Source organism: Thioalkalivibrio sp. ALE19 (assembly GCF_000428605.1).
Taxonomy (GTDB): domain Bacteria; phylum Pseudomonadota; class Gammaproteobacteria; order Ectothiorhodospirales; family Ectothiorhodospiraceae; genus Thioalkalivibrio.
Window position 1 is genome coordinate 1 of the sequence record NZ_AUAG01000031.1, and the last position, 24,993, is coordinate 24,993.

The window sequence follows — 24,993 nt, forward strand, 5'->3', positions numbered from 1 at the left end:
CCGCCGAACCTTCCAGGTTCTCATCCTGGCCGGTCATATCCATGAAAAAGGGCCCCGCGAGGGGGCCCTTTTCCATGGATGGCTGGGGGACCAGGATTCGAACCTGGGTTGACGGAGTCAGAGTCCGTAGTCCTACCGCTAGACGATCCCCCAATTCTGGCCGGTGCCCGAAACCTCCGGGTGCACCGGCGAAAACCGGATCAGCGCTTGGAGTACTGCGTCGCGCGACGGGCCTTGCGCAGGCCGATCTTCTTGCGCTCCACCTCGCGGGCATCCCGCGTCAGGTGACCGCCACGACGCAGCGTGCTGCGCAGGTCCTCATTATACTCAACCAGGGCGCGGGCGATACCCAGACGAATGGCACCCGCCTGACCGTTACCGCCGCCGCCGGAGACCGTGGCCACCACGTCGAAGCCGTCGAGGGCTTCGGCCGCTTCCAGCGGCTGCCGGACAACCATGCGCGAGGTCGGACGACCGAAGAACTCGTCCAGCGGACGGCCGTTGACGGTCACGTTGCCCGAGCCGGGACGCAGGAAGACACGCGCGGAAGCCGTCTTGCGGCGACCCGTACCGTAGTACTGATTCATAGCCATTGGAATCGATTTCCCTGTTTCTGGTTGGCGGCGCCGCGGATCAGATGTCCAGCGGCTGCGGCTGCTGGGCCGCATGCCGGTGCTCGGTTCCGGCATACACCTTGAGTTTCTTGAGCATCGACCGGCCGAGCGGATTGCGCGGCAGCATGCCCTTGACGGCCAGCTCGAGCACCTTCTCCGGATGACGTTCGATCATCTGGGAGAAGTTCGCCTCCTTGATGCCCCCCGGATAACCGGTATGGCGATAATACATCTTGTCGGAAGCCTTGTTGCCCGAGACCCGGATCTTGTCCGCGTTGATCACGACGATGTAGTCGCCGGTATCCACGTGCGGCGTGTAGACGGGCTTGTGCTTTCCGCGCAGCCGACGCGCGATTTCCGTGGCGAGTCGACCGAGGGTCTTGTCACTGGCATCCACAAGGAACCAGTCGCGTTCGACTTCTGCCGGCTTGGCGCTGATGGTGCTCATGTATCGATGCTCCGATGTCGGGGCGATTCAGAAAGCGCGAAAGAATACCGTGTTGTACCCCGTCATTCAAGGGTCCCACGAGCGATCGCGCAAAAAGACGAGGCCGCCCCGAAGGACGGCCCCGCCGGCGCATGCCTGTCCCTTGCGGGCTTACATGGCGCTTTCGGCCTGCTGCTGGACCTCCTGCATCAGCTCGGGGTCGTTCTGCAGGGCCATGGCGACCTCATTGTACTCTTCAACGGTCATGCCGGCATCCTCCACGGCCGCGACCATCTCATCCTGGGCCTCCTGCTGCATCTGCTGCGCCTGGGTCTCGTCCTCGGCTTCCTGCAGGCGCTGGGAGAAGTCCTCGCGGACCTCCTGCACACCGACAAAGGCTTCGACGAAGGTGTCGATGTCTTCATCGGACAGGTCGACCTCGGGGGCCTCCTGCTGCATCGGGGCGCCGCCACCTTCCGGCGGAGCACCACCCTGGGCGCCCGCGCCGCCCTGGGCGCCGCCCTGCGGCGGGGCGCCGCCCTGGGCGCCACCTTCCGGCGGAGCACCGCCCTCGGCGCCGCCACCCATCTGTGCGGAGGCCACGCCACCGAAGGCGAACATGGAAGTCAGGGCGAAAGCCATTGCGGTCTTGCGAAAGTTCATCATTGCGTTTGCTCCTTGGTCTTTACGACGGTCTGTATTCACGAAAATCATGATCTGCGGTTCATCTGCGCTCTGTGCGGAACATCCGCCCGCAGTCGCGGGCGGGCCGGACTACCAGTCCCGCTCCGTGTCCTGCCGCGGTTCTTCGCCGGGCTCGGGCATCGCCTCGCCCTCGGGCCGCTCGCCCGGGGCCGGCATCTGCTGGCCGCTGGCACCGCCACGCGGATCCGTGCGCTCGGGTTCCATGCTCCCCGGCGGCGCGTCACGCGGCTCGGGGGGCGCGCCCTGCGGCCGATCCGGCTGCCCCGGCCCGGTTTGCGGCCCGGTTTGCGGTTCGGGGGGCTGCCCGCCAGGCGGGAGCCCGCGTTCCTGTCCGGTGCCGCCGGGCGGAAGCCCTCCGCCCTGACCGCTCCCGCCGGGTGGCGGGGCATCCCGCGGTGCCGGTGCGTCCTGCCGCGGCTCGGGTGGCTGGCCCTGCCCCGGGGTTCCGGCCTCGGGCGGCATGTCGCCGGCGGGGGCACCGCCCTGGCCCGCCTGGGCCGCGGCCACCCCGGAAAAGCCGAGGGTCAGCACCGAACCGAGCGCCATGGCCGTTGCGGTTTTGCGGAAAGTCGTCATGCGACCTCCTGTGGTTTGCGGATTTCGCTACGGACAACCCATACGAAGCAAACCACGGGCCAACATTCAGAACACAAAAAAATATCTTTGCAATCAGAGACATGAAGGCCGTCCGTGCGGCCGGGAGGAGAACACAAAGAAGATCAGAACTGTTTCTTTTCGACACATGGGTCGCAATGAAACGTGTCACCGCGTCCGCATGACACATCGTGCAAGGGAAAGAGCTCAGTTCGTATCGGACTCGCCGAGCCGCCGATAAAGCGTCTTGCGGCCGATCCCCAGCATGCGCGCTGCCCGTTGCTTGTTGCCCTCGCAGTGTTCCAGCACGCGCTGGATGTAATCGGTCTCGAGTTCGGCCAGCGAAGGCCAGTGGGCGTCCCGGGCTCCGGGAGCGCCGTCACTTGGGGACGTGCCGGCTGGTGTCCCGCCGGATGCCGATGCGTGCACCCGCTCCGGCAGGTCGCGCAATTCGATCTGGTCACCGGAAGACAGGGTCGCGGCGCGCTCCATCAGACTGGAGAGTTCGCGCACGTTGCCGGGGAAGGCATAGTGGAGGAGGGCCCGCATCGCCTCGGGACTCGGACGGCGCTCCGGCAGCCCGTGAGCCAGGGCGTGCTGGCGCAGGAACTGCAGGGCCAGGCGTTCGATATCCTCGCCCCGGTCGCGCAACGGCGGGATCTCGATACGAAAGGTCTCCAGCCGATAGTAGAGGTCCTCGCGGAACTCGCCCTGCGCGATGCGCCCCGGGATGTCCTGGTGGGTCGCCGCCACGATGCGAACGTCGGTGTCCACCTCCTCGTTGCCGCCCACCGGGCGCACGCGCCCGTCCTGCAGCAACCGCAGGAGCTTGCTCTGCATCGCCACCGGCATCTCGGCGATCTCGTCGAGGAACAGGGTGCCCCCGTCGGCCTCGCGGAACAGGCCGCGGCGCGCGCCCCGGGCGCCGGAGAAAGCCCCGGCGACATGCCCCAGCAGTTCCGATTCCAGCAGGCTTTCGGGGATACCGGCGCAGTTCAGGGCGACGAAGGGACCGTCGCGGCGAGCGCTCTCGGCGTGCAGCGCACGCGCCACCAGCTCCTTGCCGGTGCCGGACTCGCCGGTGATGAGCACCGATCCGTCGGAAGCCGCAATCCGCCGGATCAGGTCGAACAGCCGCAGCATCGCCGGGCTGTTCCCCTGCATGCCGTGAAAACCCTCACCGGCCGCCAGCAGCTCGCGATACTGGCGCACCTCGGCCTTCAGCCGCCGGGCCTCGATCACCCGGTCGGCCGCCAGCCGCAGATGATCGAGATCCACCGGCTTGGTCAGAAAATCATCCGCCCCCGCCTTGAGCGCGGCCACGGCCTGGTCGATGGTTCCGAAGCCGGTGAGCATGATGAAACCGGGCTCCGGCACCGCCTCGCGCGTGGCTTCCAGCACGCGAAAGCCATCCTCGCCCGGCAGTCTCAGATCGCTGACCACCAGGCCGAAGGGTTGCTGGCCCAGGGCCTGCATCGCCTCTTCGGCGCTGCCCACGGCCACCACGCCATGACCCGCCTCGCGCAGCTCCTCCACCAGCAGGTCCCGGTGACCGCGATCGTCCTCCACCACCAGCACCGACTCCGGATTCGTCATGCACCCTCCTCCGGCAACGTTCCATCCTCTCCATCCCGTGCGGCACTTGCCGCGGCATCCGCAGCCCGCGGAAACCGGATCACGAAACGGGTCTCGCCCGGGTCCGAACGATCCAGCGCGATCGAACCGCCATGATCCTCCATCGCGACCTGGGCCACCGCCAGTCCAAGACCGGTCCCCTTTCCGGCCGGCTTGGTGGTGAAAAAAGGCTCGAACAGGCGCTCCGCCGTCTCCGGATCGATACCGCCTCCGGCGGCCGGACCGTCGTCGGCCACCGTGACTTCCACCTGCCCGTGCTCCACGCCCCACGTGATCCGCACGCGCGACCGGGCTGCCTGCCCGCCATTCTCGATCAGGTTTTCCAGCGCCTGACCCAGTCGCAGCCGGTCCGCTTCCACCTGCAGGGGTGCGCCTTCCAGCCTGAACTGCACGTCCGGACAATGTCCCCGACCGCGCACGCGATCCACCAGTTCCCGGACCAGTTCATCCAGATTCACGCTGCGGCGCTGCAGCGGATTGCGCCGGGCGAAATCCAGCAGCTGCCGCACGATGGTCTCCACCCGTTCGGTTTCTGCCCGCAGCTCCTGCATTTCCTTGCGCGCCGGATCGTCCTCGGCCAGGCGGCGGGCGGCCCGCTGGGCGCGTCCGGCGATGATCCCCAGCGGGGTTCCCAGCTCGTGCGCCACCCCGGCCGCCAGCTGGCCGATCGCCGCCAGCTTTTCCGAATGCCGCAGTTTTTCCTCCAGCGCTCGCTGCTCGGCCCGCTGCGCCTCCAGTGCGGCTTCGGACGCCTCGCGCCGTTCCAGCATCCCGTTCATGGTGGCCGCAACATGGCGCAGCTCCGCCGGCCCGGCCTCGGGCGCCCGTACGCCGCGTACCCCTTCGCCGATGTCGTGCATCACCCCGGTCAGGCGCTCGACGTGGCGCCCCACGGCCCGGTGGTACCCCACCAGCACCAGGGCCAGAAACAGCACCGTAACCGCCCCGGTCAGCACCGCGCCCTGCCAGCGCAGCTGGGAGACGTAGGCACGAAACGGAGACACGTCACGGGTCACCTGGAGCAGGCCCACGATTCGTCCGGCATGGTCCGCCAGCGGCAGAAAGAACGAAAAAACCTCCCGCCCGCGATGTTCGTCGAACGCACCCAGGGTTCCGGTCTCGCTGATCGCCTGCGCCTCTCCCCGATGCCGCAGCGACGGGCTGGGCGGCCCGGAGGTCGCCACCAGCTCGCCGCGCGCGTCGTAGACGTACACCCCGAAGACTTCGTCGATCTGGAACAGCGAGTCCAGCGACTCCTGAACGGCGGCCACGTCCTGTTCAACAATCGCCGTGGACACCGGCAGACGGATCGCCCGCGCAACCAGCTCGATGTCGTCCTGCATGCGGTCTTCCATCTGCGTCTGGAATTCCTGCAGGCCCAGCGCGACCACCGCACCCACCAACAGGAGCAGCGGCAGCAGGATGAACATCACCACCACATTGCGCAGGCTGTTCAGGCGTCGCGTCATGATCGATGGGAACCGGGGGCGGGCATGCCGCCATGGTAGGCGCGGCGGCCGGACGATGCGAACGGGCAAAAAAAAGCGCGGGACAGAGCCCGCGCCAAGAAAACCACCAAAGGAGGATGGAGGAGTCCGCCGATGCTGTCAGGGGGGGCAACATTCAGCGTATGCAGATCTTCTAATATTAGGATATTCCTGTCAAGCACTTCCCGCGAGCGACGAACAGAAAGCGGTCGCGCCGGACCGGTTTTTCTCCTAAGCTTGCGATCTGCACAACCGTAAGACGCATACGCCACACAACTATTCCCTCCCGACGCGTTCGCCGCGGAGCGATACCCCGATGCTTGAACACTGCACCCTTCCGGTAACCCCGCTGGAGCAGAACGCCACCCTGATCTGGTGCAACGAAACCGGCCGCGCGGCCTGGGTCGACCCCGGCGGCGAGGCCCCGACCCTGTTCGCCCGCGTGCGCGATCAGGGCCTGGAACTGGATTCCATCCTGCTGACCCACGGCCACCTGGATCATGCCGGCGGCGCGGCCGAGCTGGCACGGCTGTCCGGCGTGCCCGTCGTCGGCCCGCAGCGCGAAGACGCGTTCTGGCTCGAGCAGCTGCCGCAGCAGGCCGCGATGTTCGGATTTCCGGAGATCGCGCCGCTGACCCCGGATCGCTGGCTGGACGACGGAGAGACCCTGGAGCTGGGGAATGAACGGCTGCAGGTACTGCACTGCCCCGGGCACACCCCGGGCCACGTGGTGTTCTTCAGCCCGTCCGCGCGGATGGCGCTGGTGGGGGACGTGCTGTTCAACGGCGCGATCGGACGCAGCGATTTTCCCGGCGGTAACGGGCGCGTTCTGATCGAGTCGATCACGCAGAAACTGTGGCCACTCGGAGATGACGTCCGTTTCATCCCCGGTCACGGACCGGAATCCACCTTCGGCGAGCAGCGCCGGCGCAATCCGTTCGTCGCCGATCACGTGCTCGCCGGGTGAACCCCGGCGCGGGGCCTGCCTCAGGCCCCGGCGCGCAGCGCGGCGATGCGCTGTTCGATCGGCGGATGGCTCATGAACAGCTTCTTCAGGCCCTGCGCCATGCCGCCACGGATGCCGAAGGCGGCCATCTGATCCGGCATGTCCACCGGCCGGCCGGAGGCCCGCGCCAGCGACTCCAGCGCCCCGATCATCTTCTCGCGCCCGGCCAGTTCGGCCCCGGCCTGGTCGGCACGGAACTCGCGCTGGCGCGAGAACCAGAACACGATGATGGAGGCCAGGATCGCGAGGATGATCTCGGCCACGATGGCGGTGATCCAGAACGCCGGGCCGTGACCGGACTCGTTCTTGAACACCACGCGATCGACAAAGTGCCCGATCACGCGCGACAGGAAGATCACGAAGGTGTTCACCACGCCCTGGATCAGGGCCAGGGTCACCATGTCGCCATTGGCCACGTGGCCGACCTCGTGGCCCAGCACGGCCTCGACCTCGCCCTGCCCCATGTTCTGCATCAGCCCGGTGCTGACCGCGACCAGCGCGTTGTTCCGGCTCATGCCGGTGGCGAACGCGTTGGGGTCCGGCGAATCGTAGATCCCGACCTCCGGCATGCCGATGCCCGCCTGCTTCGCCTGGCGCTGGACGGTCTCCAGCAGCCACTGCTCGGTCGCGTTCGAGGGCTTCTCGATCACCTTCACCTTCATGGTCTTCTTCGCCATCCACTTGGAGATGGCCAGGGAGATGAAGGAACCGCCAAAGCCGAACACTGCGGCAAAGATCAGCAGGGCCGTCAGGTCAAGATTGACCCCCTGCTCGTCGAGGATGCTCTCCACCCCGAGGATGCGCAGCGTGATGCTGAGCACGATCAGGATGGCGAAGTTGGTGGCCAGGAACAGCAGTATGCGTTTCATCGGATGAACTCGTTCTCCGTTGCGGGTGGAATCAGGCATTTCGGACGGTGTATTAGATAGGGGCGATACACGCGGGTTCAAGTCCCGGCCACACACACCATCGCCTGCATGATGTATCATCCCGTCGTGAACAACTTCCGCCCAGGTTCATGCATGCGGGCACCCCCCACCCCCGAAGACGAAGACCGGCGCCTGGCCGGCGTGCTCCGCCTGCTGCTCGAGGAGACCGACGGCGAGCGCCTGTTCGCGCCGCTGCTGCGTCAGGCAGCGGCGCGACTGGAGGTCCCGATCGCGGTGGTCTCGGTGATCGACCATGACCACCAGCGCCTGCTGGGCACCCACAGCGCCTGTCACCGCCGCATACCGCGCGAGGTCTCGTTTTGCGCCCATGCCATCGCCACCCCGCAGCACACCACCATCGTCGAGGACGCGACCGACGATCCGCGCTTTGCCGACAACCCGCTGGTCACCGGCGAGCCCGGCGTACGTTTCTACGCGGGGATCCCCCTGACCCTGGAAGACGGCCTCGCGGTGGGCACCCTGAGCGTGATGGATACCCGGCCGCGCCGGTTCGATGCGGACCGGATCCGCGCGCTGGAGGACTTCGCCGGGCTCGCCGGGCACATCCTGCGTACCGAGTTCCTGCGTGGAGATTATGACGCCACCCGCTCTGCACACGAGCACCAGAGCCGCAAGCTGCACGCCGTGCTCGAGACCGCGGCCGCCGGCATCATCCAGATCGACGCCGGTGGCCTCATCGAGAGCTTCAACCCCGCGGCCGAGCGCCTGTTCGGTTACTCCGCGGCCGAGGTCCTGGGCCACAACGTGTCCATGCTCATGCCGGACCCCTGGGCGAGCCAGCACGACGACTACCTGCGCCACTACCAGGCCACCGGAGAAGCGCGCATCATAGGGATCGGCCGCGAGGTCCGCGGCCTGCATCGCGACGGGCACACCTTTCCGATGCAGCTCGCGGTCTCCTCCATCCGGATCGACGGCGGAGAGCACTACATCGGCATCGTCAACGATCTGACCGAACTGCACGAGGCGCAGGAACGCGAACTGCGCGAAAGCCGCCTGTTCAACGCGGTGCTGCGCGGCGCCCCCAATCCGATCTACGCCAGCGATGCCGACGGCCGCTACGTGGTGGCCAACCCGGCCTGCGAGCCCCTGCTGGGCTTCGCGCCGGAAAAGGCCCTCGGAAGTACGGCCCACGATCTTTTCAGTGCCGACGTGGCCGACTATTCCCGCGCCCTCGACCACGAAGTCATGACCACCGGCCAGACCCGCACCCAGCCGCTGCATTTCGAGCACAACGGCCGGAGCTGGGAACTGGAACTGATCAAGACCCCGCTGGTCGGCGAGGACGGCCGTTCCGAAGGTGTGATCACCGTCGCCCACGACCTCAGCGAGATCACCCGTGCGCAGAATGCCCTGCGCGAGGCGGAACGCCGTCGCAGCCTGTCACAGCGCTTTGCGCGCATCGGTAACTGGAGCGTGGACGCGGTCACCGGCGAGCTGGACTGGACCCCGGAGGCCGCCGCCCTGACCGAAGGCGCCGAGCATCCCGCGCTGCAGGATCCGCGTTTCCTCACCGACATCGTGCTGCCGGAGGACCGTCCCCGCGTCCAGGGAGCGCTGAACGAAAGCCTGGCCTCGGGGACTCCGCTGGACGTGGAATTCCGTATCCGCACCTCGCCACCGCGCTGGCTGCGCGCCCAGGGCGATCTGGAACGCGACGACCGTGGCCGCCCGCGACACCTGCTGGGCATCGTCCAGGACATCGACGCCTACCGCAACGCGACCGCGCAGCAGCAGCGCCAGCAGCATCTGCTGGAGGCCATGCGCCTGGCCACCACGCAATACATGGAGACCGACTCCGCCGAGGACGTCTGGCCGTTCCTGCTGGACACCCTGCTGCAGGTGACCGACAGTCACTACGGTTTCATGGGCGAGACCGAATGGCACGACGGCCAGCCGTGCCTCAAGATCCACGCGATCACCAACCTGGCCTGGAGCGATGCCTCCGAACGGCTCTATCAGGAGCTGCTCAGCGGCGACATGCGGCTGTGCGGGGCGAACAGCCTGATCGGTCGGGTCATGCACGAGGGCCGCATGCTGATCTCCGACGACGTGATGACCGACCCCCGCGCCGGCGGCCTGCCCGAAGGGCATCCGGAACTCGGCCCGTATCTCGGCATGCCGCTCTACCATGGCGACGAACTGGTGGGCATGTTCGGGATCGCCGACCGCCCGGGCGGCTATGACCAGGAGCTGGCCGACTTCCTCGCCCCGTTCTCCGCGACCTACGCGATCCTGATCCGCGCCCTGCGCGACCGCGAGGCGCGCCACCGCGACCGCGAGGAACTCGAACGGGCAATGCACGAGGCCGAACGCGCGAGCCAGGCCAAGTCGCAGTTCCTGTCCAACATGTCGCACGAACTGCGTACGCCGCTGAACTCCATTCTGGGCTTCGCCCAGATCCTCGCCGAAAGCTCGCGGGAACCCCTGACCGAGCGGCAGGCCCGGCAGATCGCCCACATCCGCGAGAGCGGGACCCACCTGCTCAACCTGATCAGCGATGTCCTCGATCTCTCGCGCATCGAGACCGGCCGCCTGACCCTTTCGCTGGAGGCGATCGAAGTCGGCACGGTGCTGCGCGAGGCACTGGACATGGTGCGTCCGCTGGCGGAGGAACACGGGGTGGCACTCCACCACCCCGACCCCGAGACCGCCTGGCCGAGGGCATACGTCGACCCGACCCGCGCCCGTCAGGTCCTGATCAACCTCCTGTCGAACGCCATCAAGTACAACCGGCCCGACGGCCGGGTGGACGTGATCGTGCACGCCGAGCGCAACGGCACGGCCGCCGATCCGGAGCGAGATCCGGAACACGGCATGCTGAACGTGGAGGTCCATGACACCGGTCCCGGCATCCCGGAGGAATACCGCGAACGCCTGTTCCAGCCGTTCGAGCGCCTGGAACACGAAGGCGGCGGCGTCGAGGGCACCGGCATTGGCCTGGTCATCTCGCGCGAGCTTGCCACACGCATGGGTGGCGAGCTCGATTTCTCCAGCATCGAGGGCGAGGGCTCGTGCTTCCGCATCCGCCTGCCCCTCGGCCAGCCATCGTCGGCGGCCGACGGGCCCGATCGCGCGCCGCCGGACCCCGCCGAAGGCCACGCCGGCGATGCCGATGCCGTCCCGGCCGCCGCCCAGCGGATCCTGTATATCGAAGACAACCCGGCCAACGTGGAACTGATGCGCGAACTGCTGCGCAACCGGGACCGGACCGAACTGCGCGTCGCCGGCAGTGCCGAACAGGGCCTGATCACCGCGCGCGAATGGCTGCCCGACCTCATCGTGCTCGACATCCATCTGCCCGGGATGAGCGGCACCGCCGCGGCACGCATGCTCAAGTCGCGGCCCGAGACCCGGCACATACCGCTGATCGCCCTGAGCGCGGACACCATCCGCGAAAAGGCCGGCGAAGGGAACCAGAACCCCGATCTGGCGGACTATCTGACCAAGCCGCTGGATATCCCGGCCTTCATGCGCAGCCTGGACCGGCTGCTGAACCCGACCGACGACTGAACCGCGATCGCCACGCTGCCATGCTCACACCCGACCAGTCCCGGACCGAAGCCCGCATCCTCATCGTGGATGACAATCCGATGAACGTGGAGCTTCTGACCACCATCCTGGAGGACGCCGGCTTTCAGCATGTCCGGGGCGAGACCCGCCCGCAGCAGGCGGTGGAGTCCTGGCGCGAGGACCCGCGCGACCTGATGCTGCTGGACATCCGCATGCCGGGCATGGACGGCCATCAGGTGATGGAGACCCTGAACGCGGAACTGGGCGAAGGCGACTGGCTGCCGGTGATCGTGCTGACCGCACAGATCGACCCCGACACCCGCCAGCAGGCGCTGGCGGGCGGCGCCCTCGATTTCATCACCAAGCCGTTCGATGCCTTCGAGGTGGTCCAGCGCATCAGCAACCTGCTGCGGGTACGGGCCCTGCACAATGCCACGCACAACGAGGTGCAGGACCTGTCGCAAAGCCTCGAGGCGCAATCCCTGACCCTGCAGCGCAAGGATCGTGATCTGGAATACCTGGCCCACCACGATCTGGCCACCGACCTGCCCAACCGCGCGGCGCTGCTGGAAACCCTGGAGCAATGGCTGCACGACCCGGTGATCCCGGTGATCGATCTGGTGATGCTGCGCGTCAGCGGCCACGAGACCCTGGAACGCATGGAGGGCCACGCCGCCGCGGATCTGATACTGCGCGAGACGGGCCAGCGCCTGCAGGGCCGCCTCGACGCCGCGGTAGGCCACCATGGCGGGATCTGCGGGCTCTGGGGCGGCGCCACCTTCCTGCTGCTGGCCCGCAGCGAACACGGGCTGACGGACGACGCCCTGCGGGACATGCTCGACACCGCCCTGCAGCGCCTGCAGATCGGCCAGTACGAGGTACGCCCGGAGATCGTGGCCGGACATGCGCGCACCACCGAGGCCGGCCACGACACCGGCGAGCTGATCCGCCGGGTCATGCTCACGCTGTCCAAGGCCGACCGCCGGCAGCTCCCCTGGCTCAGCTACGCCCCGGAACTGGAGCAGGCCGCCCGCCGGCGTCACCGCCTGGAACACGACCTCGCGCATGCCCATGACGGTCAGGGCCTGTCGCTGCTGTACCAGCCCAAGATCCACCTGCCCGATGGCATGGTCACCGGTTTCGAGGCGCTGATGCGCTGGGATCACCCCGAATTCGGCCGGGTCTCGCCGGGGGAGTTCATCCCGGTGGCGGAGACCACCGGCGCGGTCGTCAACCTCGGCGAGTGGGCCCTGCGCGAGGCGCTGGCCGCGACCTCCCGCTGGCGGGCATCGACCGGTGACTGCTACCCGGTGGCGGTCAACATCTCGGCACGCCAGTTCGAGGCCCTGACCGCGCGCGGCAACACGCTGACCGAAGCCGTACGGCTGGCCCTGGAACAGACCGGCACGCCGCCGCAGTGCCTCGAGGTCGAGATCACCGAGACCGCGATCATGCACAACCTCGATCAGGCCCTGGAAGAGCTGCATGCACTCCGCGAACTGGGGGTCTCCATCGCCATCGACGACTTCGGCACGGGCTACTCGTCGCTGGCCTATCTGCGGCGGCTGCCGGTCTCCACCGTCAAGGTGGACCGTGCCCTGGTGGACGGCATCGCGGGCCACCCCGACATGCGCCGCCTGTTCGAGGCGATCCTTGCGGTCAGTCGCGGCTTTGGCCTGGAGACGGTGGCCGAAGGCATCGAGACCCGGGACGACGCCGACCTGCTGCGGGAGCTGGGCTGCCCCGTCGGCCAGGGCTTTCTCTATCACCGTCCGCTGCCCGAGGCCGATGCCCGCGCGCTGATCGCCCCGGCACGGGACGCCACCGGCGCCGGGCAACGCGGTACATAGACCTCGCGGCGCGGGTCAGCGGCGTACCTCCAGTGAATCGACCTTCTGGTAGCCGCGCGGCAGCTGCCGCCCGCGGCGCGTGCGCTCGCTGACGTATTCGCCCCACTCCGCCGGCGCCAGCGCCTTGAAGCGCTTGCCGGCATGCACCACCAGGGTATCGCCCGGAGCCAGGGCCACCACCTCCTGCACCCGCTCCGAGCCGTCCTTGATCGACGACGCCGGGATCCCGGCCAGCTTGTTGCCCTTGCCGCGGGCCAGCTCCGGCAGCGAGGCCGCGGGGAACACCAGCAGGTAGCCCCGGGTCGTGACCACCGCCAGATGGTCGCGCTCCGGATCCGGCACGGCGACCGGCGGCAGCACCGCCGCCCCGGCCGGCACGGTCAGCACGTTCTTGCCCGCCTTCTGGCGTCCCAGCAGCTCCTCCAGACGGGTGATGAAGCCATAGCCATGATCGGTGGCCAGCAGCCAGCGATCCTCGCCGCTCCCGGTGGCCATGCCGACAAAATGCGCCCCCTCGGCCGGATTCACCCGGCCCGACAGGGGTTCGCCCTGACCGCGCGCCGAAGGCAGGCTGTGCGCCTGCAGGGTATAGGCACGCCCGGTGGAGTCGACAAACGCCACCGGCTGGTTGCTGCGCCCGGCGACCGCCGCGCGGAAGGCATCACCCGCCTTGTAGTTCAGGCCGCGGGCGTCCACGTCGTGGCCCTTGGCGGCGCGCACCCAGCCCTTCTCCGAGAGCACGATGGTCAGCGGCTCCGCCGGCACCAGCGCGGATTCGTCCAGCGGCCGCGCGGCTTCGCGTTCCACCAGCGGGGATCGCCGTTCGTCACCATAGTCGGCGGCGTCCTTCTCGATCTCCTGGCGCACCCAGGTCCGCAGGCGGCGCTCGGACCCCAGGGTCTTCTCCAGCTGGTCGCGTTCCTGCGAGAGCTCGTCCTGCTCGCCGCGGATCTTCATCTCCTCGAGCTTTGCCAGATGGCGCAGCTTGAGTTCCAGGATCGCCTCGGCCTGGGTCTCGCTGAGGCCGAAGCGGCTGACCAGTTCGGGCTTCGGCTCGTCGTATTCACGGATGATCGCGATCACCTCGTCGATGTTGAGATAGGCGATCAGCAGGCCTTCCAGCACGTGCAGCCGCGCCTGCACCTTCTCCAGGCGCCACTGCAGGCGCCGGCGCACGGTCTCGATGCGAAACTCCAGCCATTCGCGCAGCAGCCCGGGCAGGTCGCGCACCTGCGGGCGGCCGTCGAGCCCGATCACGTTCATGTTCACGCGGTAGTTCTTCTCGAGGTCGGTGGTGGCGAACAGATGCGCCATCAGCGCCTCGATGTCCACGCGGCTCGAGCGCGGGGTGATCACCAGGCGGGTCGGGTGCTCATGGTCGGATTCGTCGCGCAGGTCCTCGATCATCGGCAGCTTCTTCGCCCGTATCTGGCTGGCGATCTGTTCCAGCAGCTTCGCCCCGGAGACCTGGTGCGGCAGCGCGGTGACCACGATGTCGTCGCCCTCGCGCTCGTAGCGCGCCCGCGCGCGCACCGACCCCTGGCCGGTGGCGTAGAGCTTTTGCAGATCGGCGCGCGGGGTGACGATCTCCGCCTCGGTGGGGAAGTCCGGCCCCGGCAGGTGCTCGCACAGCTCGTCCACGGTGGCCTTCGGGTGTTCCAGCAGGTGCACGCAGGCCGCGGCCACCTCGCGCAGGTTGTGCGGGGGGATGTCGGTGGCCATGCCCACGGCGATCCCGGAGCCGCCGTTGAGCAGCACGTTCGGCAGCCGCGCCGGCAGCATCTTCGGCTCCTCCAGCGCGCCGTCGAAGTTCGGCACCCAGTCGACCGTACCCTGGCCCAGCTCGGACAGCAGCAGCTGCGCATAGCGCGACAGGCGTGACTCGGTGTAGCGCATCGCGGCGAACGACTTGGGATCGTCCGGCGAGCCCCAGTTGCCCTGCCCGTCCACGAACGGGTAGCGGTAGGAGAACGGCTGCGCCATCAGCACCATCGCCTCGTAGCAGGCGGCGTCGCCGTGCGGATGGAACTTGCCGAGCACGTCGCCCACGGTACGCGCCGATTTCTTGTACTTGGCGGTGGCGGACAGCCCCAGTTCGCTCATCGCATAGATGATGCGCCGCTGCACCGGCTTCAGCCCGTCGCCGATATGCGGCAGGGCGCGGTCCAGGATCACGTACATGGAGTAATCCAGGTACGCCTTCTCGGTGAAATCCTTCAGCGGCAGCTGCTCGCCATTGGCGAACGATTCGGGAGTCAGGGAATGGCTCATGCGCGATTCTCGGCCGGGGAGCGAAACGGAGGGCGACAGGGCTGGATTCCCGCGGGCCACCGTGGCGGGCACCGGGGAAAATCTTTAAGCTGCCGCCCGGCCCGCGTACTGTAGCGGGCCTGCGGCGGTTCATCCACAACGCCGCCACGCCACACCGTCACCGGGAGACCTGCTGTGCTCGACAGCGGCTGGGCCGCCAGTGTTTTCGCCGTCGTCTCGCTCGCGATCGCCGTCGCCACCGCCGCGCATGCCCTGCTGCAGCGGCGCGACACCGGCATGCTGATCGCGTGGGTCGGGCTGATCTTCCTGCTGCCGCTGGCCGGGTCCATCCTCTACTGGCTGTTCGGCGTCAACCGCATCCGGCGCCGTGCGCATGCCCTGCGCGAGGGGCACCTGCTGTCCGACCTGCAGCCGCGCGAGGGGGCACGTCCGGCGCCACCGGCGCGCTGGGCGCGCCTGGTGCACAGCGGCGACCGCCTGAGCCCGTTCCGCCTGACCGGCGGCAACGCGATGGAGCCACTGTTCGACGGCGACCAGGCCTTCGGCGCGATGCTGGAGGCGATCGATCGCGCGGAACATTCCATCACCCTGGCCACCTACATCTTCGACTACGACACTCAGGGCCAGCGTTTCATCCGGCACCTGCAGGCGGCGCGCGAACGCGGTGTGGCCGTGCGCGTGCTGGTCGACGGCATCGGGGTGCGCTACAGCCGCCGCAACACCCTGCGCCATCTGCGCCGCGCCGGGCTCGTCGCCGCCCCCTTCCTGCCCGTGCACCACATCCCGCGCAGCCTGGCGGTCTTCAACCTGCGCAATCACCGCAAGCTGCTGGTGGTCGACGGGTATCGTGGCTTCACCGGCGGCATGAACATCCGCCGCGGGCACAGCCCCAGCGACCCCGGACGTCACCCGATCCAGGATCTGCATTTCGCCGTGCGCGGGCCGGTCTGCCGCCAGCTGCAACGGGTGTTTGCCGAGGACTGGGAATTCACCACCGGCGAACAGCTGAAGGGCGAGACCTGGTTCCCGCCACTGGACGCCGACGGCGGTGCCCTGCTGTGCCGCGGGCTGCCCGACGGCCCGGACGAGGACTTCGAGGTCCTCAACTTCACCCTGCAGGCGGCGATCGCCGAGGCCCGCGAGCGCATCGTGATCGCCACGCCCTATTTCCTGCCCGACCATGCCCTGGTGGGGGCGCTCAAGGCCGCCGCACTGCGCGGGATCCGGGTGGATATCCTGCTGCCGGAGCGCAATAACCTGCGGCTGGTGCAATGGGCCAGCCAGCCCGGCCAGGCGGAGCTGCTGGAACGCGGCTGCCGGCTGTGGCTGACCCCGCCGCCGTTCAACCATTCCAAGATCATGCTGGTCGACGGCGAATGGGTGCTGGCGGGCTCGGCCAACTGGGACCCGCGCAGCCTGCGTCTGAACTTCGAGTTCAACCTGGAATGCTACGACCCCGGGCTGGGCGGGCGCCTGACGCAATGGGCCGACGGCCTGCTGGAACGTTCGCGCGAGCTCACGCTCACCGAGATCTACCGCCGCCCGCTGCCGATACGCCTGCGCGACGGCGCCGCCCGGTTGCTCACACCCTACCTCTGATCCGCCAGCACCAGTTCCTGGCCGGAACCGTTCTTGGCGACGTACATGGCGTGGTCCGCCTGCTGCAGCAGCTCCTCGGCCCGTTCGCCGTCGTCGGGATAGATCGCCGCCCCCAGACTCAGGCCCACGCGCACCGCCTCCTGATTGATCTCCACCGGCTCGGCGAAACGCTGGTGCAGCTTGTGTCCCACGGCGCGCACGTCCTCGGGTCCGCCCACGGCCTCCAGCAGCAGGACGAACTCGTCGCCCCCCACGCGGGCGACCACGTCACTCTCGCGCACGCCACTGCGCAGGCGCGCGGCCACGGTCACCAGCACCACGTCACCGGCATCGTGACCCAGACGGTCGTTGACCGGCTTGAAGCCGTCCAGGTCGCAGACCAGCAGCGCCAGACGCGTGCCGTTGCGCCGCGCCCGGCTCAGCGCCTGACGCAGGTGTTCCTGCAACAGGCTGCGGTTCGGCAGCCCGGTCAGCGAATCGTGATGGGCCTGATGCCACAGGCGTTCCTCGGAACGCTTGTCGCGCGTGATGTCGCGCACCATGCCCAGCACCCGCTGCGGGCGTCCGTCGGCATCGCGCGATATCTCGCCCTCCACCCGCACGTGCCGCAGCCCGCCGTCGGGCAGTACGACCCGGTGCTCCAGGTGATAATGGCTGCCCGCGGCCAGCGCGGCGTTGATGCCCTGGCGCACCCGGGCACGGTCTTCCGGGTGGATGGCGTGCATGTAGGCCTCGAAACCGGCCGTGTCCCGTTCGGGATCCAGACCGAACAGCTCATAGACATTGGTCGACCAGTTGAGCTGCTCGCCGCGGATGCCCCAGTCCCAGTACCCCACGCCGGCGATGCGCTGGGCCTCCTCGAGGCGCGCGGAGGCATCCTCCAGTTCGGCGGTCCGCCGCGCCACCGCGGCCTCCAGCCCGGCCTGGGTCTCGCGCAGGCGCGCTTCGGCCCGGCGGCGCTGCACCAGTTCCTCCTGCAGGGCCGAATAATCCCGGCGGATGCGCCGGCGCACCTGAAAACCGATGCCGGCGATCAGCAGCATGGCCACGCCCGAGGCCATCACCATGACCTGCTGGGTATCCTCGTGCTGGCGCACCATCGCGCGAATGTCCGCCGCGTTCTGCTGTTCGAGAGCCGCGAGAAGGCGCTCGATCTGCTCCAGGGTGCGCTCCTGCGCCGGCATGATGCGGGAATACAGGGTCGGCAACGCCTCCTGACGGCCGCCGGCAAGGGCCAGGTCGATCATCTCGCTCATCAGCGGCGCCCCCACCGCGGTCATCTCGCGCAGTTCCGCCAGCAGACGCGCATGGCGGGGATCGTCGATCGCCCGATCCACCTCGTCGCGCGCCTCGATGAAGCGTCGGGCGAGGTCGCGGAATTCCTGGCGGTACTGGTCCTGCATGGCGGGGTCATCGGTGCTCAGGACCAGCGTCGCGCGCAGCGTCCGCTCGCGCACCAGCGCGCGCATGCGGTGGACACTGTCCACCCGCTGCACGTATTCCGCGGTGAGGGACTGGACCTCCTGCTGCAGCTGCTGCACGCGCAACCAGCTGACCACCGCCACCGCCGCCACCAGCAGCAGGACCAGCAGAAAGGCCCCGGTCAGATGCGAAGTCCGCCCGGGGACCCGACCGGGGGCCGACCCGCGGCTCACGTCCCGCCCCGCTGGATCCATGGCTTGACCGACATCCCGCTCCCCCTGTCGAATCGCCTGCCGTGCAGGTGCAACCTCGAGAGTGCCGCGACATGACCGAACAGACAAGCAGCGGGGGATCGTCTGCCCCCGGAAGCCGCGCAGAAATCCGGCGTCTGGAGCAGGTGTACGCCGCGGCGCACTACCGCGTGCAGCTGCCGCCGGGGCCGGCCGGGGCCGCACAGGGTGGCGGCGCGACCCTGGAGCTGCGCATTGGCGAGCCCCACGCGGAACTGGCGCGCCAGCTGAGCGCACGGGGCCATGCACGGATCACGCTGATCACCGCACACAACCCCTTCAGTCGGCCGTCCGGTGCGACGGAGAACGCCCGGCGCCAGGAACAGCTGCGGGCCACGATCACCAGCGCGGGACGGCCCGCCTGGCCGGCCACCAGCGGCGACCCGGACGGAGAATGGCCGGAGGAACCCGGCTTCGGCATCCCCGACCTCCCGCCGGCGATCCGTGACCACTGGCTGGAAAAATTCGAGCAGAACGCAGTGGTGGAGTGCGAACCGCCGCGGGCGCCGGAACTCGTCTGGCACCCGCGCCTGCGGCCCGGGCCGGGCCGCTGAGCGGGCTTTACAGCGGCAGCCGGCCGCCGGAGCCCACGGCCACGGTGACCAGGCCCAGCACGGTATTGATCGCCACGAACAGGCGGATCTGGCCGACCCGGCGCAGACCCTCGGCGATGTCTCCGGCCTCGGCCGCCTGCTTCAGCCGGCGATAGGGCGCAAAGAAGATGTGCGCGAAGATCAGCATCATGATGATGCCCAGCAGCAGCATGGTGTGCACGCTGGGATGCACCCCGCCCATGCCGCCGAGCACGCCGAAGATCAGGTAGAAGCCCGTCACCAGCACCACCGCGATGGAGACCCACACCCAGGGGAAGAACCGCCCCAGCACCGCCGGCCACAGGCGCAGGCGCGTGGCGTCATCCAGCTCCGCGTTGGCCGCCGGGCGCAGGATGGCCCAGGCGAAGAACATGCCCCCCACCCAGATCACCACGGCCAGGACGTGGAGGACATTCGCCAGTGCGTATCCCGTCATTATCATCTCCTTTCGTTGCATTGCGTGAATGGTCGGCAGTGTAGCCGCTCGCGCCGGACGGTGCCGAACCGTCACCCGCGCTGGTCGCTCTTGCACCCGCGCGGCACACGGCGAAGGATGGAGTCATGACAATCGACATCCTTCAGGCCACCCTGCAACTCGCGCTCGTCGCCGCGCCCTGGCTGCTGGCTGGGCTGGCGGTCGCCGGGCTGGTGCGCGCCCTGCTGCCTCAGGAACGCCTGCAGACCTGGCTCGGGGGATCATCGGTGGGGGCCACGGCGCGCGGGGCGGTGGCCGGGGCGCCCTTGCCCCTGTGTTCCTGCGGCGCCATCCCGGCCGCCCTGGCCCTGCACCGGGGTGGCGCCGGACGCGGCCCCGCCACGGCCTTCCTGATCGGCAGCCCCGGCATCGGGATCGATTCGCTGGCGATCAGCTACGTCCTGCTGGGACCGCTGATGGCCGTGGTCCGGGGGCTCGGCGCGGTGGTCACCGCGCTGGCCACCGGTCTGCTGGTCGGGGCGGGAAGCCGCGCCCGCCAGTCGCCCCCCGACCCCGGCCCGGACGATGTCGGCGGCGACGCCTGCGGCAGCACCTGCGGCACGGAGTCCGCGCCGCCCGGCGGCGGCCACGGGCGGCTGGCCGAACTGCGCGGCGGCCTGGCCTACGCCTTTGGCGACATCCTCGACGACATCCGCCTGTGGCTGGTGCTCGGACTGCTGGTGGCGGGCGTGCTGCTGGCCACGGTACCGCCGGATGCGCTGGCCGCGTATGGCAGCGGACCGGCGGTCATGCTGCTGATGGCGCTGGTGGGCATCCCCATGTACCTGTGTGCAACGGCGGCCACGCCCATCGCGGCCGGCCTGCTGGTGGCCGGCGTTTCGCCCGGGACCGTGCTGGTGTTCCTGCTGGCCGCGCCGATCACCAGCATGGCGACCCTGGGCGTATATCGACGGGAGATGGGCAATGCCGCGCTGGTTCGCTACCTCGTCGGGATTATGGGGTCGACCATTGCCCTGGGGCTGCTGCTGGATCTGGCCCTGGCGTACACCGGATTCGATCCGCTGACCGGGGTCGAGGCCGCCACCGAATGGCTGCCCCACTGGCTGGAATGGGCGGCGCTGATCGCCCTGGTCCTGGCCGCCACCCACCCCCTGCGCGTACTGCGGCGCCTGCGCGCGGCGCGGTCCGCATGACCCGGAGGCTGCGATGTCGACACGTTCCATCGGACTCGATGACGAACTCCACCCGTATCTGCTCGACGCCTCGCTGCGCGAATCGCCGCTGCTGGCAGAACTGCGTGCGGAGACCGCGGCCCTGCCCGAGGCGCGCATGCAGATCGCCCCGGAACAGGGGCAGTTCATGGCCCTGCTCGCCCGGCTGACGGGTGCCCGGCGCTACCTGGAGATCGGCACCTTCACCGGCTACAGCAGCCTGGCCATCGCCGAGGCCCTGCCGGCCGACGGCCGGATCGTGACCTGTGATCTCAGCCGCGAATGGACCGACATCGCCGGCCGCTACTGGCGCCGCGCCGGCGTCGAGGACCGCATCGACCTGCGCCTCGGACCGGCCGCGGACACCCTGCAGGCCCTGCGCGAAGAAGACCCCGCGGTCGAGCCCTTCGACCTGGCCTTCATCGACGCCGACAAGACCGGCTACCGCGAATACTACGAACACTGCCTCGCCCTGCTGGCGCCCGGGGGCCTGGTGATGATCGACAACACCCTGTGGCACGGCACGGTGGCCGACCGCAGCGATCAGCGCGAGGACACGGTAGCGATCCGCGAATTCAACCGGTTCGTGCACCGGGACGACCGGGTGGATCTGTCGCTGGTGCCGATCGGCGACGGCCTGACGCTGGCACGCAAACGGGCCGCGTGACCCTCTGGTAAACTTGAACCATGCACGGTCTTTTATCTCCCTTCCCGCCCCCGGCATGAGCCTGCGCAGCCGCTTCCTGGTGCTCGCCGGCGCCCTGCTCCTGGTCGGACTGGTCGGCGTCTGGTTCGCCTTCGAGCGCATTGCCGAAGGCATCATCGAGCAATGGGGGCAGCACGTCGCGGAAATTCAGGTGCGCTACGACAGCGCCCGCCTGCAGCAGCCGCTGGAACGCGAGATCGCCCTGTCGCACCAGCTGGCCGACTCCACCGCCATCCTCCGGTTCGCCCGCGAACCCGACAACCCCGACAGGGAGGCGGCCGCCATCGAGGAGATGGAGAGCTTTCGTGGCAATTTCCGCGACGAAAACTACTTCGTGGCCCTGCGCGAAAACGGCGCCTACTACCACAACAACGCCGACGACGAATTCGCCGACGACCCGCTGCGCTATCACCTGGACCCCGACGACCCCGATGATGCCTGGTTCTTCCGCCTGATCGAGGAGGAACGCGACTTCCATCTCAACGTCAATCCGGACACCGAACTGGGGGTCACCAAGCTGTGGATCGACGTACTGATCCGCGACCGCGACGGCTCGATCCTCGGCATGACCGGGACCGGCCTGGAACTGGACGGCATCCTGCGCGACATCGTCGACATCGAGCAGCCGGGGATCACCACGGTGTTCGCCGACTTCAGCGGCGCCATCCAGCTCTACCGCGATCCGGAGTTCATCGAATTCGCCAGCCTGGTGCAGCCGGAGGGCCAGAAAAGCACGGTGGAACGCCTGGTCGACCGGCCCCGCGACCACCAGCGCATCCGCTCCATGATGGACGAACTGCGGAATCTGTCCGATCCGGAAGGCGAGGTGCGCACCGACTTCGTCCAGGTCGACGGGCAACGCCAGCTGGCGGGCATTGCCCGGTTGCCGGCTCTCGACTGGTACGAAATCACCCTGCTGGACCTCGACAAGGTGATGCCGGTGCGCCATTTCGCACCGGTCCTGGTGGTCTTCGCTTTCACCCTGGTGCTCACGCTGCTGCTGGTCCATCTTGCGCTGCAGCGCCTGATCTTCCGCCCGGTGGCCGCACTGGAAACGGCCATGGCGCGCATCCAGGCGGGCGACCTGCGCCCGGTCGAACTGCCCGAGGGGCGTGGCGAGATCGGCCGCCTGATCCGCCATTACCACGGCATGGCCGAGGCCATCCGCAGCCACACCCGCGACCTCGAAACCAAGGTCCGCGAACGCACCGAGGCACTGCACGAGATGGCCCGCAAGGACCCGCTGACGGGCCTGGTGAACCGGCGGGGCATGGACGAACTGCTGGACGACCACGCCCGGAGCGCCCGGCGTTCCGGGGAGCCGTTCGGCGTGATCTACCTCGATCTGGACCACTTCAAGCCGCTGAACGATACCCACGGCCATGCCGAGGGCGACGTGACCCTGACCCGGGTCGCCGAACGGCTGCGCGAAATCCTCGGCCCCGACGACCGGGTCGCGCGCTGGGGCGGCGACGAATTCCTGATCCTGCTGCACCCCTGCGACGAAGGCCGCCTGGCGGCGACGGGGCAGACCGTCGTGGAGGCCGCCGCCCGGGTCGAGACGCCGGAGGACACGCCGGTGACCTTCAGCGCCGGGGGCCATCTCGCGCAGCCCGGCGAACCGGTGGACGAGATCCTCGAACGCGCCGACCACGCCCTGTATGCGGCCAAGGCCTCGGGACGCAACCGCTTCGACGCGCTGTGAATCAGGGATTGCGCGGGGGACGCGTGTACCAGAACCAGCTCAGACGCCGCGAACGCAGGCTCCAGGGCAACAGCAGCACCTGCAGCACCACCAGGACGTGGCGCGCGGGGTGAAACCAGTCCTCCTTGCGCCCGGAGGTCAGCACCGGCGTCTGCAGGATCTCGAAACGCTGCCCGCGCGCCCTGCCCCGGCGCTTCAGCGCCCGTGACAGGAACACCTCCTCGCCCGCGTAGACCGCCTCGCTGAAACCGCCCGCGGCCGTGAACGCCTCGCGGGTGCAGAACACGTAGCAGCCCGCCGCCAGACCCAGGCGCGCGGAGAGGGCGTTCCATGCGGCCGCGCCCCGGCGATAGATGCGATGGTCGAGGTGATCGAAGGCGACCCGGGCGCCACCGCCGCACACCTTTGCGCTGTCGAGCGCGTCCAGCGTGGCCTGCAGCAGTTCGGCATCGGGCCAGGTATCGGCATCGACAAACACCAGGTAGTCACCGCGGGCCGCACCGGCACCGGCATTGCGCGCCCGGCTGATGCGACGCTCGGGCTCGTACACCACCCGGCAGCCCGCGCGCTGCGCGATCTCCGGGGTGGCATCCGTGGAGGCATTGTCGACCACGATGATCTCGCTGGCCCGTTCGACACCGGCCAGCGCCCCCTGGACCGCGGCCAGGGTCCGCGGCAGCCATTCCGCCTCGTTCCACGCGGGGATGATCACGGACAGGCCCGGAGCACCGCGGACAAAAGCGTCGAATTTCACGGATTCACCTCCTCGTCGGCCGCCGGGAAACTACACCGGGCCGCACTCGTCTACCATGATGGACAAATCGAGGCATCCGGAGACTCCTCATGACCCGCAATCCAGCCACCCGACTGTTACTCCTGGCCGTGCTCGGGCTCCTGCTGGCGCTGCCGCCGGCCGCCTGGGCGGAATCCGGCGACGAAACCACCGCCGCCGCAACCACCAGCGAGTCGATGGAAAGCCTGCGCGACGACTGGCAGCAGCGCCGCGAGCAGCTGCAGCGCGATGCCGAAGAAGGCGACGAGACCGCACGCGAACGCACCCGGGATACCCTGGACGCGATGGATGACACCCTGCAGCGCCTGCACCGGGAGGCCAGCGAGACCTGGGACGATCTCGCCGACACCACGCGCGAAAACCGCGAACGGGCCTTGCAGGCCCTGGACGACGAACGCGATGCCCTGGCCGCCTGGTACGACGACATGGAGCTGCGCAGCGGGCGCGCCGGCGGATCGATCCGCGAAGGCTCGCGCAAGGCCTGGGAAGGCGTGCGGGACGGCTCGCGCGAGGCCTGGGGCGGCGTCCGCGAAGGTTCCCGCGAGGCCTGGGATGGCGTACGCGACGGGTCACGGGACGCCTGGGGCCGCATCCGCGACGGCTCGCGCGACGCCTGGGACGGGGTCCGTGATGCCTTCGGCGGGGACGACTCGCCGGACGAAGGGGAAGCCGAGTGACCGCGACCCTGCGGGCCTCCCCGCTTCTCGCCCTGGCCCTGCCCCTGCTGCTGGCCGGCTGTGACGGCGGCTTCTGGTCCGGCGAGCCGGAACACCGCGAACGCACCGACAACCCGGAGATCCTCGCGCGCGGCGAGCACCTCTACCAGCAGTACTGCGCGGCCTGCCATGGCGAGGACCGCGAGGGGGCGGAGAACTGGCACCAGCCGGACGAAGACGGCAACTGGCCCCCGCCGCCGCTCGACGGCTCGGCCCACACCTGGCACCACCCCTGGTGGCAGCTCAAGGACATGATCCGGTACGGCGGTCAGGCCCGCGGCGGCACCATGCCCTCGTTCGAGGAGCAGATTGACGAAGAAGACGCCGAGGCCATCATCTACTGGCTGCAGTCGCACTGGCCCGACGAGGTCTACGAGGCCTGGCTGGACTACGACCGCAGCACGCCCACACCCGCAGACTGGGAAGAGGCCACCGGCCGCGAGTGGGTCACCCACACCGACTGATACCGG

General features: G+C 68.9%; 21 protein-coding genes and 1 tRNA gene. 10 read left to right on the forward strand and 12 right to left on the reverse strand.

The genetic code is table 11. The annotated features are described in order from the left end of the window. Positions 1-79: 79 nt before the first annotated feature. From F787_RS0112075 to F787_RS0112105, 7 genes are all read right to left on the reverse strand, one after another. Positions 80-153 (reverse strand) — tRNA-Gln (locus F787_RS0112075). Positions 154-200: 47 nt separating this feature from the next. Continuing rightward, positions 201-593, reverse strand: a complete 393-nt coding sequence (rpsI, locus tag F787_RS0112080; protein WP_024328551.1) for a 30S ribosomal protein S9 — start codon at positions 591-593, stop codon at positions 201-203. A 40-nt stretch (positions 594-633) separates the two neighbouring features. Next, the gene (gene rplM / locus F787_RS0112085; RefSeq protein WP_018946445.1) at positions 634-1,062 is read right to left on the reverse strand and encodes a 50S ribosomal protein L13; all 429 of its coding nucleotides are present in this window, start codon (positions 1,060-1,062) and stop codon (positions 634-636) included. A gap of 150 nt (positions 1,063-1,212) precedes the next feature. Continuing rightward, positions 1,213-1,704, reverse strand: coding sequence for a DUF4168 domain-containing protein (locus F787_RS0112090; protein ID WP_028492337.1), 492 nt, complete (start codon positions 1,702-1,704; stop codon positions 1,213-1,215). Positions 1,705-1,815: 111 nt separating this feature from the next. Next, positions 1,816-2,322, reverse strand: a complete 507-nt coding sequence (locus F787_RS0112095; protein WP_028492338.1) for a hypothetical protein — start codon at positions 2,320-2,322, stop codon at positions 1,816-1,818. 225 nt (positions 2,323-2,547) lie between these two features. Further along, positions 2,548-3,936, reverse strand: a complete 1,389-nt coding sequence (locus F787_RS0112100) for a sigma-54 dependent transcriptional regulator (protein WP_028492339.1) — start codon at positions 3,934-3,936, stop codon at positions 2,548-2,550. Beyond that, positions 3,933-5,444 carry an ATP-binding protein gene (locus F787_RS0112105; RefSeq protein ID WP_028492340.1) on the reverse strand — a complete coding sequence of 504 codons (1,512 nt, stop codon included), beginning with the start codon at positions 5,442-5,444 and terminating at the stop codon, positions 3,933-3,935. The genes F787_RS0112100 and F787_RS0112105 overlap by 4 nt, the downstream gene beginning before the upstream one ends. A 334-nt stretch (positions 5,445-5,778) precedes the next feature. On the opposite strand from F787_RS0112105, the gene F787_RS0112110 reads away from it, so the two are divergent. Then, complete coding sequence (locus F787_RS0112110; protein ID WP_018870065.1) at positions 5,779-6,429, forward strand: MBL fold metallo-hydrolase; 651 nt, start codon at positions 5,779-5,781, stop codon at positions 6,427-6,429. A 20-nt stretch (positions 6,430-6,449) separates the two neighbouring features. On the opposite strand, the gene htpX is transcribed toward F787_RS0112110, so the two are convergent. Continuing rightward, entirely contained in the window at positions 6,450-7,337 is an 888-nt protein-coding gene (gene htpX / locus F787_RS0112115) for a protease HtpX (RefSeq protein ID WP_018870066.1), read from the reverse strand. Between the two features lie 153 nt (positions 7,338-7,490). Between htpX and F787_RS0112120 the strand changes: the two genes are divergently transcribed. Further along, on the forward strand, positions 7,491-10,931 hold the full coding sequence (locus F787_RS0112120) for a PAS domain S-box protein (RefSeq protein ID WP_028492341.1): 3,441 nt from the start codon (positions 7,491-7,493) through the stop codon (positions 10,929-10,931). Between the two features lie 20 nt (positions 10,932-10,951). Further along, positions 10,952-12,781 carry a bifunctional diguanylate cyclase/phosphodiesterase gene (locus F787_RS0112125; RefSeq protein ID WP_028492342.1) on the forward strand — a complete coding sequence of 610 codons (1,830 nt, stop codon included), beginning with the start codon at positions 10,952-10,954 and terminating at the stop codon, positions 12,779-12,781. Between the two features lie 15 nt (positions 12,782-12,796). Here F787_RS0112125 and parC read toward each other — a convergent pair whose 3' ends face one another. Further along, entirely contained in the window at positions 12,797-15,052 is a 2,256-nt protein-coding gene (parC, locus tag F787_RS0112130; protein WP_028492343.1) for a DNA topoisomerase IV subunit A, read from the reverse strand. 174 nt (positions 15,053-15,226) lie between these two features. On the opposite strand from parC, the gene cls reads away from it, so the two are divergent. Then, the gene (gene cls, locus F787_RS0112135; RefSeq protein WP_028492344.1) at positions 15,227-16,651 is read left to right on the forward strand and encodes a cardiolipin synthase; all 1,425 of its coding nucleotides are present in this window, start codon (positions 15,227-15,229) and stop codon (positions 16,649-16,651) included. Here the strand turns inward: cls and F787_RS0112140 are convergent. Then, a complete protein-coding gene (locus tag F787_RS0112140; protein WP_028492345.1) occupies positions 16,642-18,327 on the reverse strand; it encodes a diguanylate cyclase domain-containing protein in 1,686 nt (561 codons plus the stop codon). The two genes, cls and F787_RS0112140, sit on opposite strands and share 10 nt — an antisense overlap. A 143-nt stretch (positions 18,328-18,470) precedes the next feature. On the opposite strand from F787_RS0112140, the gene F787_RS0112145 reads away from it, so the two are divergent. Then, the gene (locus F787_RS0112145; protein WP_028492346.1) at positions 18,471-18,917 is read left to right on the forward strand and encodes a DUF3293 domain-containing protein; all 447 of its coding nucleotides are present in this window, start codon (positions 18,471-18,473) and stop codon (positions 18,915-18,917) included. A gap of 7 nt (positions 18,918-18,924) precedes the next feature. On the opposite strand, the gene F787_RS0112150 is transcribed toward F787_RS0112145, so the two are convergent. Next, positions 18,925-19,392, reverse strand: a complete 468-nt coding sequence (locus tag F787_RS0112150; protein ID WP_026344317.1) for a CopD family protein — start codon at positions 19,390-19,392, stop codon at positions 18,925-18,927. Positions 19,393-19,517: 125 nt separating this feature from the next. Between F787_RS0112150 and F787_RS0112155 the strand changes: the two genes are divergently transcribed. From F787_RS0112155 to F787_RS0112165, 3 genes are read left to right on the forward strand one after another with little or no spacing between them, the layout of a single operon-like run. Next, on the forward strand, positions 19,518-20,585 hold the full coding sequence (locus tag F787_RS0112155) for an SO_0444 family Cu/Zn efflux transporter (RefSeq protein ID WP_028492347.1): 1,068 nt from the start codon (positions 19,518-19,520) through the stop codon (positions 20,583-20,585). A 13-nt stretch (positions 20,586-20,598) separates the two neighbouring features. Then, a complete protein-coding gene (locus F787_RS0112160; protein WP_026332841.1) occupies positions 20,599-21,270 on the forward strand; it encodes an O-methyltransferase in 672 nt (223 codons plus the stop codon). 55 nt (positions 21,271-21,325) lie between these two features. Then, positions 21,326-23,014 carry a GGDEF domain-containing protein gene (locus F787_RS0112165; protein WP_028492348.1) on the forward strand — a complete coding sequence of 563 codons (1,689 nt, stop codon included), beginning with the start codon at positions 21,326-21,328 and terminating at the stop codon, positions 23,012-23,014. A gap of 1 nt (position 23,015) precedes the next feature. Here F787_RS0112165 and F787_RS0112170 read toward each other — a convergent pair whose 3' ends face one another. Next, positions 23,016-23,768: a glycosyltransferase gene (locus F787_RS0112170; RefSeq protein WP_028492349.1), complete on the reverse strand. Its 753-nt coding sequence runs from the start codon at positions 23,766-23,768 to the stop codon at positions 23,016-23,018. 89 nt (positions 23,769-23,857) lie between these two features. Here F787_RS0112170 and F787_RS0112175 point away from each other — a divergent pair, with 89 nt between their 5' ends. Both F787_RS0112175 and F787_RS0112180 read left to right on the forward strand, forming a co-directional pair. Then, positions 23,858-24,484 carry a hypothetical protein gene (locus tag F787_RS0112175; protein ID WP_019590733.1) on the forward strand — a complete coding sequence of 209 codons (627 nt, stop codon included), beginning with the start codon at positions 23,858-23,860 and terminating at the stop codon, positions 24,482-24,484. Then, entirely contained in the window at positions 24,481-24,987 is a 507-nt protein-coding gene (locus F787_RS0112180) for a cytochrome c (protein WP_019021283.1), read from the forward strand. Before F787_RS0112175 ends, F787_RS0112180 begins: the two co-directional genes overlap by 4 nt. Positions 24,988-24,993 lie beyond the last annotated feature (6 nt).

Bases quoted from the DNA above. Each gene is read 5' to 3' on its own strand.
- rpsI (WP_024328551.1), bottom strand. From the start codon at position 593: ATGGCTATGAATCAGTACTACGGTACGGGTCGCCGCAAGACGGCTTCC.
- rplM (WP_018946445.1), bottom strand. From the start codon at position 1,062: ATGAGCACCATCAGCGCCAAGCCGGCAGAAGTCGAACGCGACTGGTTC.
- F787_RS0112090 (WP_028492337.1), bottom strand. From the start codon at position 1,704: ATGAACTTTCGCAAGACCGCAATGGCTTTCGCCCTGACTTCCATGTTC.
- F787_RS0112095 (WP_028492338.1), bottom strand. From the start codon at position 2,322: ATGACGACTTTCCGCAAAACCGCAACGGCCATGGCGCTCGGTTCGGTG.
- F787_RS0112100 (WP_028492339.1), bottom strand. From the start codon at position 3,936: ATGACGAATCCGGAGTCGGTGCTGGTGGTGGAGGACGATCGCGGTCAC.
- F787_RS0112105 (WP_028492340.1), bottom strand. From the start codon at position 5,444: ATGACGCGACGCCTGAACAGCCTGCGCAATGTGGTGGTGATGTTCATC.
- F787_RS0112110 (WP_018870065.1), top strand. From the start codon at position 5,779: ATGCTTGAACACTGCACCCTTCCGGTAACCCCGCTGGAGCAGAACGCC.
- htpX (WP_018870066.1), bottom strand. From the start codon at position 7,337: ATGAAACGCATACTGCTGTTCCTGGCCACCAACTTCGCCATCCTGATC.
- F787_RS0112120 (WP_028492341.1), top strand. From the start codon at position 7,491: ATGCGGGCACCCCCCACCCCCGAAGACGAAGACCGGCGCCTGGCCGGC.
- F787_RS0112125 (WP_028492342.1), top strand. From the start codon at position 10,952: ATGCTCACACCCGACCAGTCCCGGACCGAAGCCCGCATCCTCATCGTG.
- parC (WP_028492343.1), bottom strand. From the start codon at position 15,052: ATGAGCCATTCCCTGACTCCCGAATCGTTCGCCAATGGCGAGCAGCTG.
- F787_RS0112140 (WP_028492345.1), bottom strand. From the start codon at position 18,327: ATGGATCCAGCGGGGCGGGACGTGAGCCGCGGGTCGGCCCCCGGTCGG.
- F787_RS0112150 (WP_026344317.1), bottom strand. From the start codon at position 19,392: ATGACGGGATACGCACTGGCGAATGTCCTCCACGTCCTGGCCGTGGTG.
- F787_RS0112155 (WP_028492347.1), top strand. From the start codon at position 19,518: ATGACAATCGACATCCTTCAGGCCACCCTGCAACTCGCGCTCGTCGCC.
- F787_RS0112160 (WP_026332841.1), top strand. From the start codon at position 20,599: ATGTCGACACGTTCCATCGGACTCGATGACGAACTCCACCCGTATCTG.
- F787_RS0112165 (WP_028492348.1), top strand. From the start codon at position 21,326: ATGAGCCTGCGCAGCCGCTTCCTGGTGCTCGCCGGCGCCCTGCTCCTG.
- F787_RS0112175 (WP_019590733.1), top strand. From the start codon at position 23,858: ATGACCCGCAATCCAGCCACCCGACTGTTACTCCTGGCCGTGCTCGGG.